Annotated in this window: 5 protein-coding genes and 2 pseudogenes; 4 read left to right on the top strand and 3 right to left on the bottom strand. The window is 66.7% G+C overall.

The features are described 5' to 3' along the window. Positions 1-84 precede the first annotated feature (84 nt). Positions 85-579 (top strand): annotated as a pseudogene (locus tag GGE06_RS39610) (transposase); the annotation flags it as partial. Positions 580-597: 18 nt separating this feature from the next. Here GGE06_RS39610 and GGE06_RS39605 read toward each other — a convergent pair. Together GGE06_RS39605 and GGE06_RS39600 are read right to left on the bottom strand one after the other, a co-directional pair. Continuing rightward, on the bottom strand, positions 598-1,761 hold the full coding sequence (locus tag GGE06_RS39605; RefSeq protein ID WP_184933084.1) for an MFS transporter: 1,164 nt from the start codon (positions 1,759-1,761) through the stop codon (positions 598-600). 359 nt (positions 1,762-2,120) lie between these two features. Then, a complete protein-coding gene (locus GGE06_RS39600; protein ID WP_184933083.1) occupies positions 2,121-2,876 on the bottom strand; it encodes a transposase family protein in 756 nt (251 codons plus the stop codon). A gap of 449 nt (positions 2,877-3,325) precedes the next feature. On the opposite strand from GGE06_RS39600, the gene GGE06_RS39595 reads away from it, so the two are divergent. The 3 genes from GGE06_RS39595 (at position 3,326) to GGE06_RS39585 (ending at position 11,696) form a co-directional block, all read left to right on the top strand. Continuing rightward, a complete protein-coding gene (locus GGE06_RS39595; RefSeq protein WP_184933082.1) occupies positions 3,326-4,288 on the top strand; it encodes a hypothetical protein in 963 nt (320 codons plus the stop codon). A gap of 122 nt (positions 4,289-4,410) precedes the next feature. Further along, positions 4,411-8,577 carry a hypothetical protein gene (locus tag GGE06_RS39590; RefSeq protein ID WP_184933081.1) on the top strand — a complete coding sequence of 1,389 codons (4,167 nt, stop codon included), beginning with the start codon at positions 4,411-4,413 and terminating at the stop codon, positions 8,575-8,577. Continuing rightward, the gene (locus tag GGE06_RS39585; protein ID WP_184933080.1) at positions 8,574-11,696 is read left to right on the top strand and encodes a hypothetical protein; all 3,123 of its coding nucleotides are present in this window, start codon (positions 8,574-8,576) and stop codon (positions 11,694-11,696) included. The genes GGE06_RS39590 and GGE06_RS39585 overlap by 4 nt, the downstream gene beginning before the upstream one ends. Before the next feature lie 66 nt (positions 11,697-11,762). Here GGE06_RS39585 and GGE06_RS39580 read toward each other — a convergent pair. Next, a pseudogene (locus tag GGE06_RS39580) lies at positions 11,763-12,335 on the bottom strand (transposase family protein); the annotation flags it as partial. Between the last annotated feature and the right edge of the window lie 107 nt (positions 12,336-12,442).

Raw genomic sequence — 12,442 nt, 5'->3', positions numbered from 1 at the left:
GGGTGCCGGTCGCGGCGTGGCGCTGGGTCACCGGCTCAGGCCTGGTCCCGCCTGTCGACGCCGGACCCCGCCTGTTGTCCCGGGCGGTCGTCCTCGACCGTCGGCAGCAAGACCCGCGGCTACGACGTCGGGAAGAAGATCAACGGCCGCAAGAGACACATCGCCGTCGACACCCTCGGCCTGCCCGTGATGATCACGGTGACGCCTGCCAGCATGAACGACCGCGACGCAGCCCGCGAACTCCTCTGGCGCCTGCGTCTCACCCAGCCGCAGATCACCCAGGTCTGGGCTGACTCCGCATACGCCGGCCAGCTCGCGAACTGGGCTGACGACCGCCTCTGGACAACCCTGCGAACCGTCACCCGCCCCTGCGGGGCTACGGGATTCGTCGTCCTTCCCCGCCGCTGGAAAGTCGAACGCACCATCGGCTGGGTCATGAACGCCCGCCGCAACGTCCGCGGCTACGAACGCCTCCCACAACACTCCGAAGCCCATCTGAACTGGGCACTCATCACCGTCATGACCCGCCGCCTCACCCGCAGAGGTCGCACCAGTCACTGGGCAAGGAAGCCACCAGCAGTCCGTTGATGGTGGGGTCTACTCAGCCGGTTCGGGTCGTTGTCGCAGCAGCAGTCTGCCGAGTGGCACCGCGCAGGCTGCGACAGAAAGCAGGCCGCCGGCGAGGAAGGCGCCCCGCACCTCGGCTAGCGGCAGGATCAATCCGCCGAGCGCGGCGCCGGCCGCGATGCCGGCGTTGTAGGCGCCAGAGTTCGCCGCGAGCGATATATCCGTGCGACCTGGAGCACAATGCAGCATCGTGTTCTGGGTCGTCATGAACACCGGCCCGAGTGCACCGCCCATCAGCACCAAGAACACCACCGCTGCCACCGGATCGGTGCCCGCCACGTACAGGCCGAGCAAGGCCACCGCCTGAGTGGCCACGGCAGCTGCCGGCGCGGCATGCGGAAACCGATCCAGCAGAGCCCCGGTGACACTCACCCCGAACAGACACGCAACGCCGAAAGCCATGAACAGGACGCATACAGTGCTGGGAGGGAAGCCGCTCACATCGCCCAGGAACCTCACGATGCAGGTAAATCCCGCGAACGCCCCGGCAGCGGACAAGGTTCCGGCCGCCGGCACGATCCCGAACCGTCGGACGTCGGGACTGACTCCGTAGGCGGCGTCCTCTTCTTCCGGCCGTGACGTCGGCAGCAGAACGGCGATCGTCAACAGAGAGACGATCCCCAGACCTGCAAGCACGGTGACTGGCACCCGCCAGTCACTGAGACGGCCCAACCAGGTCCCGGCGGGCACGCCGATCACAAGTGCGAGCGAACCAGCGACGGATAGTGCCCCGACCACACGCCCACGCACCGCAGGCGCGAACAGCCCCACCGCGACCGGCCCCATCACGGCCCAGAACAGCGCTTGAGCGAGCGCGGTCAGTAGCCGTGCCATGAGAAGCAGCCAATAGGAAGTGGTCAGCGCGGCAGCCAGACTGGACACGACCAGCGCGGCCAGGAGTCCTGTGAGCACGTAGCGCCGGGGCACTGCCCGCACGACGTGGGCGAGCGGCAGAGACGCAACGGCCACCGTCACGCCATAGCCGGTAACCAGAAGACCGACCGCTGACACCGATACCCGCAGGCTTTCAGAGATGACCTCCAGAAGGCCGATAGGCAGGTTCTCCGCAGTGTTGAAGGTGAAGGCGGCAAGCACCGCCAGCCCGTGCCATGAAGCCGGTCGTGGCGCGACCATGCCGCCTCTTCCCGACCTCGCTCGTTGCACCTGCTCCGTGGCACCGTCCGTGGAGGTACCTCACCGGGTTCACCGGACCACCGCAACCCAATTCATCTGCCCCACGAACGGAGGCGACCTTCGGGATCCTTCCTTCGCCCTGGGTTCAGAACACCTACTCAGCAGCGCCCGGACGATTGGCTTCGTTGCGACAGGACAACAGACATGAACATCTGCTCTCAGTTCTGGGTTCTGGCACAGATCTTGGGGAGTCGTCGCGGAGCGTGATGGCGCTGTTCGATTGAGAGGGCCCAAACCCCGGTTGCTCGACCTGAAGGCTCGCCTCGTACCCTCCGCACATGACTGAGCTTTTTCCAACCTCAGGTTGAGGCGTGGTGAAGGGCGACGATGGCCTTCACGATGTCGGTGATTCGGTTGGTGCTGCGGCGGAGTTTCCGCAGGAGGCGCCAGCCCTTCAGGGTGGCCATGGCTTGCTCACCGAGGCAGCGGATCCTGGCATGGGTGCTGTTGTGCCGTCGCTTCCACCGCTTGAGCCGTTGGCCTCGGAACGGGACTCGGACCGGTCGGCCGGCGCCTTGGTATGCCTTGTCCGCCCAGCACTTCACGTCCTCGTCGGCGAGGGCATCGATGATGCCGTGAGTGCGTGCGGCGGTCAGGTCGTGGGTCGAACCCGGTAGCGCGGGCGAGGCCCACAGCAGGCGTCCGAACGGGTCGGTGAGGACCTGGACGTTCATGCCGTGGCGTTTATGCTTCCCCGAGTAGTACGGGGTGTCGGCGGCGATCCGGTCGATCGGCAGCAGGGGGCCGTCCAGGATCACGAACGCCTTCGTCCGCACGGTCTTCATCGCTTCGGCCAGGGTCGGGGCGAGGGCGGCCAGGACGTCGACGGCCTCGCGTATGTAGCGGTAGGCCGTCGCGACACCGATACGGAACCCGGCCGCGAGCTGGGCGTATGTGTCACCGCATCTCAAGTGCGCCAGAGCGAGCAGGGCCTGCCGGCCTGCCGGCAGCCGTCGCCATCGTGTTCCGATCTCGCGCTGCCGGGCACGGAGCTGTCCCGTCAGATAGCGCAAGGTGTGGCTGGACAGATCGATCGACGACGGGTAGACAAGCACGCGAAGCTCCTGGCGGACACGGGTGATCTTGGTCGAGAACCCGTCTACCAGGAGCTTCTTCGCGTTGTACAACAGCCCCCTCGATGGCGCCGCCATCAGATTGGAAAGGGCTCCTTATTCTCGCTGGTCAGAGGCACTTTCTGCTTTGTTGATCACCTGCCGTACAGCCCGCTTCGTGAAAGCGCGAAGTTAATCAACGGGAGGAACTCATCGAGAACGGCGTGGCCGGCGAACAGAGTTGCGGGCCCATGCTGCGGAACTGACACTGGAAGTGTACACACGCGACACGATCCCGAGGTTTATCCCTATCCCAACCCGGCGCCCCCGTTGGCCCTTGAGGCGACCGAGCCGTTGCACCACATGGCGCGCTCGTGGCCGAGTTCTTCCTCGCCCGGTCCATGTCCCTTCCGCAGGAGTCGCGCCGTGGAAGGGCAAGGGGAGGCAGGGAAATGGCACTGCGTATCACCGTCGACATGTTCTCGGGGCGCTCCAATCCCTCGCGGGAGATCAATGACCCGGACCAGATCGAGGAACTGGAGGAGCGCCTGGCGCGCAACCCCGATGCCTGCGGAGAAGTCGGCAGCGGCTACAGCGGACTCGGCTTCGACGGGCTACGGGTGGATTTCACCGAGGGTAGCGGCACAACCGGCCTGCCCGTCAGTTTTGAATTGGCCGGAGGCGGTGCGAAGGATTCCATCGCAAGTGCGGAACTGGCGCACGTGCTGGTGGAGACGATTCCGCGCGACCTCTCGGAAGGTAGGGGTATTGCCGTCGGGGATTCGCGGTATGCCGAAGCCATGCTGGAGACCACCCACGAAGAGATCAGGCGAAATATGCGGAAGCAGTCGCCGGGTGGGGCCTATGCGTCTCCCGGGGTTCAGCAGGAGGCGGACGTTCCCGAAGAGATGAAGGAGCAGTTACGGGCGCTGGCTGACAGGACCCCGACGTGCGGGGTCGACAGCGAGCCGTGGGCTCCTTACTACTGGAACGATGACACCATCCGGCCTCTCAACAACTGCTATGCCTACGGCGTAGCCTACAGATCAGACACATTCGCGTACCCCGGCCGCAAGCACGGCTACGAGATCCCCGATACGATGCTGGGATTCCAGGTCGCCGTGGGTCTCTACAAGGACGGGCTGACGATGTTCGGTTATCCGTGTCAGCCCCCGGGGAACAGACGCTTCCTCGTGGCATTGTTCACTGGTGTTTATCCCCAAACCGGGGTCCGCGATTTCCACTTCTACCGCTATCGCGTCGAAGGCTTTTGGTCGCACAAGCACGCCGGTAATTCGGCACGATTCGTTGACGAATCAGGCTTTGTGATCAGAGATCCCGGCGTCTGCGACCGAGGTATCTACAATGAGTCATTCGGTCTGTTCCAGTCGCATGATTCGGTGACTATCCGATAGGTATGCCGCAGCATGCACCCGTCCCTGCATCCGCTTAGTCCGTGACGCGACCGACGGGCGAAACGGCATGGCGTTCCATGTGGACGAAAAAGGCTCCAAATCACAATGCTACGGGTATCGAGATGACAGACATCCGCATCGACACCAGCAACCTTACGTTCACCCATTTCTGCATCCCCGAGCACAGTTCCCGATACATTGACGGCATCGATGCACCAACGATTGCCCTCGAGCCGGGGTCCTATGGGTTTAAACAGGTGCTCGACCAGTCAGCGATATTCCACTTCAAGGTAACACGGGACGGGCATATCGATTATGACCTTTCCAATGACCAGTTCCTGGACGGCCGTGGCACCCACACCCTTGGTGTGCGCGGCTTCTCGATCACGTTCGACGCGACGGCTCTCTCGCACGGCCTCTTCCCACTCGTGGCGGGACCCAGAGTCCTTACGTGGAAACATCGCCATCCACTGATTCTCGCTCCCGCGGCCGGGTACGGCTTCCAGTCAGCGACGAACACCGACGCGGACTTCCGGTTCGGTATTGACGTCGACGGCCAGATCACCATCGACCGCCGATACGCAAGGTTCGCCCGAGCCACCGCCCGGACACCTACCACCGACCCGACGCTCACCATCGACGGCTACAAGATCACCGTCGACGCGCGCAGCTTGTCTCACGGTCTGTTCCCGAAGGAATTGATGGACACTCCCGGCATGCTGGCGCGCGGCCGTCCTCACGAGCTGACGTACATTCCCGCGGCCGGGTACGGCTTCCAGTCAGCGACGAACACCGACGCGGACTTCCGGTTCGGTATTGACGTCGACGGCCAGATCACCATCGATCGCCGATACGCAAGGTTCGCCCGAGCCACCGCCCGGACACCTACCACCGACCCGACGCTCACCATCGACGGCTACAAGATCACCGTCGACGCACGGACGCTGCCCCACGACCTGGTGCCGGCCTCGATGTTCGACAGCGAGATCGTCCTGTCCCGGGAGCACCTCAACGAACTGACTCTTATACCCGCCCGTTACGACTTCATGGCACCGACGGAGCCGGCCACTGAGCTCACGTTCGGCCTGGACGCAGACGGCACGATCGATGTCCTGCATGCACCACCGGGCGCGACGATCGCGAGCAGGCCTGCAATGCTCTTGCTCATACGACCCGATGATCTCGTGGTTCTCGGTATCGACTGGTCCGGGTTCCAGCTGGAGGGCTCGCGCCTCACGGCGGTCTCCGAGCCTGCCCTTGTGACAGTGCTTTTCCCGCCGCAGCACATGGCCGAGGAGGTCACCGGCAACGACCTGGCCCGGGCCCGGCTGTCGGGAACCAGCCAGGTCGTCTACCGGGTGGCCGTCGGGACCGTGATCGACTTGACCGTGGACGGGTTCCTGGAGGTCCTCGGCAGGGCGAAGGTCCAGGAACAGAGCGCGATCGAACTGCCGTGGGGGCTACTGCTGTCGCCCGCGGCCGCTGCCACCAGCGATCACCCGGCGCAGGCGCTGCAGTCGGACCCAGCCGCGGACGTCGGCCTGTGGCGTACCCGCCTGTCCGCCGGGCAGGTACGCCCCGCCGATGCCCGGCCGGACATCAGCCTGGGGTTCCGCACCCCGGTGAACAGTCCGGAGCGGATGCAAATCGTGGCCGAGAGCCAGCGAAAGCTGCCCGAGGCCCAGCGTCTGGAACTGACCGCACTCGGCGGGGCACTGACAGCGCGTGGCGACTGGGACACCTTCCAGTGGGAGCAAAACGTCGCGGTCGGACGGGACCAGAGGGTGCGCTTCGAGACCGAGGGTGTGCTCTACCCGCTCGGGCACCGCGCGGTCTTCACCGTGCTGACCGAACGGGGGATCGGTGACGGGCCGGCCGCGCTGCGGCAGCGAATGACACTGGCCGTCATCGAGCCGGTACGGTCATCGACCGGCGACAACCCGGTTCACCGCAAGTTTCCGTTCGACACCTTCGAGCTGGCCACGCTCTGGTACGACAACCTGCCCGAGCCGAACTGGCACCCCTACCCCCGGCCCGTTCCGATGCTTGCCGAGGTGCGCGACGAGCTCGCCGGACTTCGGTCGCGGTCCGACGGTCTGGCCGCCCAGGCGGACACGGAGGGTCACCGGGTCCGCCGGCCGGAGGAACTCGGAATATCCGAAGTGTCTGAGCTCTCCGCCGCTCAGTTGGAGCTGGCCCCGAAGAAGCAGCTACGTGAGGACGATGAGGCCAACCAGGTCGCCGCGAATACGATCGTCAACAAGATGAACGCCATCCAGGCCCGGATCACTCAGTTGCAGCTCACGGATCCGGAGTCACCGCAAATCACCGACCTGCAGGCGCAGTCCTCGGAGCTCAGCGACGAACTCCACACCATTCCGCTGCTGCCCCATCCGGTGTACTTCCAGCTCGTCCAAGACACCAACCGGCTTCAGGCCGATGTCAACCGACTGTCCGCCAAGGTGGACAACGAGTGCCGCCGCTTCCGGGATGTCAACGAACTGGCGGTGGACGGCTTCGGTCCCGCCATCGACTTCGTCGCCCTGCAGCCGCAGATCGTCGATGCCCAGGCCCACGTCACAGACCTGGAGAAGTTGGCGGTACCGACGCCCCACCTGTTCTTCACACTGCCGGACCAGTACCTGGTCCGTGGGCGTGGCCGGGCCGGTGACGTGGCCTTTGAGCTGCCGCTGATCTTCGTTGAGGACTTCACGCTGGAGCCGACGCCGGATCTTCCGGGGGTTCACTCGCTCACCGACGCCTGCGTGGCCAAGCTGTTGCGGGAGACGTACCAGCAGGCCATCGTCCCGCTGCCAGGAGTACGGATCGACCTCGTCAGGGCCCCGGACCCGAAACCGGCAGATGTACACGACGTATACGAGCTGACCATTGTCGGGACAGCTTTCGACGGGGGCTTCCATCCGCAGATCGACCGGCTGACTGCCGCGCTGCCCGCGCTGCGGACGCTCCTGGGCGATCCCGACAAGCTGGTCCCGCTCAAGTTCAGCAACAGCTTCCTCAACCTCGGTGCGGCAGAGTCGCTGCCACTGCTGTTCGAGGACGGCAGCTCCTACCCCGCCGACTTCACCGGACGGGCGGGTGCACTCGTCACCCCGTCGTTCTCCGCCGACGCGATCTCCCGGTTGTGCGGTCCGGTGGCCAAGGCGGGCCTGCTCAAGAACGAGGCCGGGAAGCTCAGCGCGGCCCAGGTGTTCGGGAACACCGCGCGGATCCTCGGGTTCCCGCTCAAGGACCTCGCCCCGAACCTGGACGCGCCACCGGAGATCACGCTCGTCCCACCCAACTCGGCGAAGATGACTTGGTACAACGTCGTCTTGGAGAACCTCCCGCCGTTCAAGGCCGGGCCCATGACGAGGCTGAACCTCACCGTCGAGCGCTCGCCGGACCACCTCACCACCAGTTGTGTGATCAACGACTTCACGCTGCAACTCGGCCTGCTGGAGGTCGGCATCGGCTCCATGACCTACACCCAGAAGGACGACCGACCACCCCGGCTGGAAGTCGACGGCGTCACCCTGAACGTCAGCGGCTCGCTGAACCTGCTCAAGGAACTCTTTGCCAAGGTGCAGCTGGGGCCGGTCGCACCCGACATCGCGGTGACGCCCCAGCAGATCTCCGTCGGGTACTCGCTGCCCATTCCCGAGGTCACCACCGTCGGGTTCAGCCTGCGCAACATCCTCTTCCGGCTCGGCGTCACCATCCCGCTGGACGGTGCCCCGCTGACCGTTCAGCTGGCCTTCGCCAGCCGGGCGAACCCGTTCGCTCTGAACGTGCTGCTCTTCGGCGGCGGAGGCTACGTCGATCTGGCCATCACCGACAACAAAGTGACCAGGTTCGAGGCGGCGCTGGAGTTCGGCGCCTCGGCCTCGATCGGTATCGGCATCGCCAAGGCCGAGGTGCACGTCCTCGGTGGGATCCGGTACGAGCTAGCCGCCGGCGGCGGTACCCAACTCAGCGGCTATCTGCGCTTCGGGGGTGCCGTCGACATCCTCGGCCTGATCTCGGTCTCGCTGGAGGTCGTGATCACCCTCACCTATACCAACACGGTTGAAAGCCCCAACGCGCTGATCGGCCGGGCGACCCTGGTGGTCACCATCGACCTGACCTTCTACTCCGACTCAGTGACCGTGGACACCGGCGAATACACGATCAGCGGCGACCCGGCATCGGACCACAGCCGGCTCCTGAGCCCGACGGACGGTGCGGAAACCGGCCTGGCCGCTTGGCAGGAATACCGGCGAGCCTTCAGGAAGGCGGGGCAGCCATGACCGACGGCGACTTCATGGTGTGGACGGCACTCCCCGGCGGCCGGGTGAACGCAGGCCTGGCGGTGCTGCGGCTGGCCATCCATCCCCGGCTCAAGGGGCCGCTGAAGGCCAGCGAACTCGCCGACTGGCCCGCGCGTCTGCCCCGCATTCCAATCCAGATCACACTGCGGCACGCGGATACGGTCAAAAAGATCACCCCGGGCCGCCGCAACGAGGCCAATGCCAAGGTATGGCAGGCGCTGCTCGGCAACCTGCCCGTCCGGCCGTACGCCCCGCACACATTCCACGGAACCACCGTGGAATGCACGTCGGAGCACGCGGGCGCGGTCATCGACACCTACGCGACAGCTGCCAAGGCCCCGGACGACGTCGCCGCCCAGCTTGAGTCCTGGGACCATCTCGAGGCCTGGGACCACGAGGTCCCCTTGCCCACAACGGAGGGACCTCCGCCGCCCGCTGCAGAGCTGGACTTCCACCAGCAGGTGGCACGGCTGCGCGAGCATCCCGCGGTGCTCCGCGCACTCGGCCTGATCGTCGAACTCACGCTACCGGTCGGCGAACTCAGCCCCACCGGGACGGTGAGTGCCGGCACGCCCGGCCTGACCTCGGTGGTCTCCCCGGCCACCAACTACGAGTTCGACGGCAACCTGTTCCTCCCTGCTTCCGCCGGGGACCTCACCACCGGCATGCTCGATCTGCGCTCCGCCGGCCTGACGGGGTCCGAGAGCAGCGCCCGCTGGGAGATCACCACTTTTGACGTGGACGGAGCCGTGACCGGACTTCGCCAGGCGGCCCGGAACGATCGCAGCAGCCTGCCGCACCTGCGCTCGACCGGCCTCATGCTCGTCCGCCGCGGCCGGCAGGCGGACTTCGACCACCGGCATGCGCGCGCGGCATCTCACGCGGCCGCAGGGAGCGACCTCGGACGGGCCACGTTCAACGCCGACGAGCTACTCCTCGGCTACCGCATCGACATCCGGCCCAAGGGCGAACAATGGGCGCCACTCTGCCGCCGTGTGGCCACGTACCGCGTCGGTGGTGTCGAGCTCGGCCCGGCGGTCGAGGAAGGACAGGTCAAGCCGTACGCGGCGACCGGGAACGGCGACCAGCTGCGGGCCGACGAGGTGGTCGCCCGGTGGTCCGGTTGGAGCCTGGTGCTGCCCCCGCCCGGCGCCCCGCGCGCGCGACAGCCAGCCGGCCCCCTGGACTGGACCTTCGCCGTCGAAGACGGAACCCTGCCCGAACTCCGATTCGGCCAGACCTACGAGGTGCGGGCCCGCGTCGCCGACCTGGCCGGCGGAGGCCTGGAGGCCGAGGATCCGGCGGCGAACCGCTTCATGAGCTCGCTCGTGGCATACACCAGGTTCGAGCCGGTGCCGCCACCCGAACTGAGCGGCACGGAACTGGTCATCCGCAGCGACCGCAATATGAGCGTGGACCAGTTCCTCGCCGCCAACCCACGCTACGCAAGCGCCGCCACCACACTCATCCTGCGCGTCCCAGCGACCACCCTGGCCCTGGCCGAGCAGCACGGCATGCTCGAGGGCAACGACGCCCAGACCTGGGCGGCGGCCCAGCGGCCCACCGACCCGGCCTCCGCCGGCGTCGTCATCCATCTCGCGCTGCCGGTCCCCGTCACCGACCGCCGCCCCTGGTCAGGACCCTGGCCGATGCGCAAGGCGAAGACCCTCACCCTGATCGAACGGGCCGCGGGCGGACAGCCGCAGGTCACCTGGAGCGCCGGCGACTCGGTGGCGACGGTCAGCCTGAGCCAGGCCGAACAGATCACCGCAGAGCTCTCCTCCTACCTCCCCGACAACTTCCTGGAAGCCAAGTTCGCCATCCACAAGTGGCTGGAGCCCGACGACGACAGCGCAGCCGCAGCCAGCGGCGGACGGCACCCGATGGTCACACCCGCGCGGGAGATAACGCTCATCCACGCAGTCCGCAAGCCCCGCTTCGATCCGATCGGCACCCTCCAGGTGGCACGAGAGCACGGGCAGACCTGGACCACCCTCCTACCCTCCCCTCCAGCGCTCAATCTCGACCCGCCGAGTACCGCCCAGGTGTTCCTCACCGCCGCCTGGGACGAGTGGGACGACGCCCCGGCCCCGACTCCGGCCACAGCCGCCGTCCAGACCATCACCATGCACCCCACCGACCTGAGCCTGCCGCCGCTGCGCCACGAGTTCGGCGACACCAAGCACCGCGTGGTCACCTACACGGTCACCGGCACATCCCGGTTCCGGCAGTACTTCGCCGACGACGAACCCGACGCGGCTTTCCTGGCCTGGGCCTCGCTGCCGGCCGTGGACGTGCCCAGCACCGCCCGGCCGATCCCACCGGTCGTGCTGGGCGTGCGGCCGGCTTTCAGCTGGCAGACGGATCCGCTGACTCCCGGCGCGGCGCAGTGGGACGACTTCCGACGGACCCGGAGGGGCGGGCGACTGCAGGTGGAGCTGGCTCGCCCCTGGTATACGACTGGCGAGGGGGAGAGCCTGGCCGTCCAGCAGAGGCCGCTGGGCCGCGACCCGATCTGGTGCACGCCCGAATCGGCCACGTCGGTCACTGGCACGACTTTCCATGAGGTGTGGCGGGCGGGAGGCAGCTGGTACGCCGACGTGGAACTGCCGACGACCGAGTCCTACGCCCCCTTCGTCCGGCTCACCGTGGCCAGGCACCAGCCGAGCACCCTCCCAGGGGTGGACAACACATCCGCCTCTGTCGACACCGATGCGGTCGCGATCCTGCCGGACCGGACGTTGACCGTGAAACGCCAGGGGACCGAACTGCATGTGCAGCTCAACGGGATCGGCCCGACCGGCCCCCGGCCGAACGTCGTCCAGGTGCTCATGGAGCAAAGCTCGTCCGGGCAAGGGGTGCTCACCAGCCTCGACGGCGCGGTCGCCGCGACGACATGGGGACGGGTTCCGGGGGCCGTGGTGACGGGGACCCTCAACACGCCGCTACCTCCCCTAGCCATCCCGCAGACCGGCGACAAGCTGAGAATCTACGTACGGGAGATTGAACAGCCCGACTCCTCGCCGAGCTCCGGCGAGCTGGCCGAGCGCGTGGTCTTCGCCGACTACGTGCTCGGCTTCCCTGCGCCACTCACCTGAGGTCCGCGCTCTGCGGCAGCACGGTCGGCCCCTCCACTTGCCGCATAGACTGAGCTTTTTCCAACCTCAGGTTGAGGCGTGGTGAAGGGCGACGATGGCCTTCACGATGTCGGTGATTCGGTTGGTGCTGCAGCGGAGTTTCCGCAGGAGGCGCCAGCCCTTCAGGGTGGCCATGGCTTGCTCACCGAGGCAGCGGATCCTGGCATGGGTGCTGTTGTGCCGTCGCTTCCACCGCTTGAGCCGTCGGCCTCGGAACGGGACTCGGACCGGTCGGCCGGCGCCTTGGTATGCCTTGTCCGCCCAGCACTTCACGTCCTCGTCGGCGAGGGCATCGATGATGCCGTGAGTGCGTGCGGCGGTCAGGTCGTGGGTCGAACCCGGTAGCGCGGGCGAGGCCCACAGCAGGCGTCCGAACGGGTCGGTGAGGACCTGGACGTTCATGCCGTGGCGTTTATGCTTCCCCGAGTAGTACGGGGTGTCGGCGGCGATCCGGTCGATCGGCAGCAGGGTGCCGTCCAGGATCACGAACGCCTTCGTCCGCACGGTCTTCATCGCTTCGGCCAGGGTCGGGGCGAGGGCGGCCAGGACGTCGACGGCCTCGCGTATGTAGCGGTAGGCCGTCGCGACACCGATACGGAAGGGTTTGGTGCGGGTTTGGGTGACAGGTTCGGTTACGCGGCCCGGAGGGCCGGTGTGGTGGTCATGACGGTCTCGAATTCGACGGGGGTCAGCCGGCCGAGTGCGGC

This window comes from Streptomyces nymphaeiformis (assembly GCF_014203895.1).
Taxonomy (GTDB): domain Bacteria; phylum Actinomycetota; class Actinomycetes; order Streptomycetales; family Streptomycetaceae; genus Streptomyces; species Streptomyces nymphaeiformis.
Note: the sequence above shows the minus strand (reverse complement) of the source record. Positions and strands in the feature narration are given on the sequence as shown.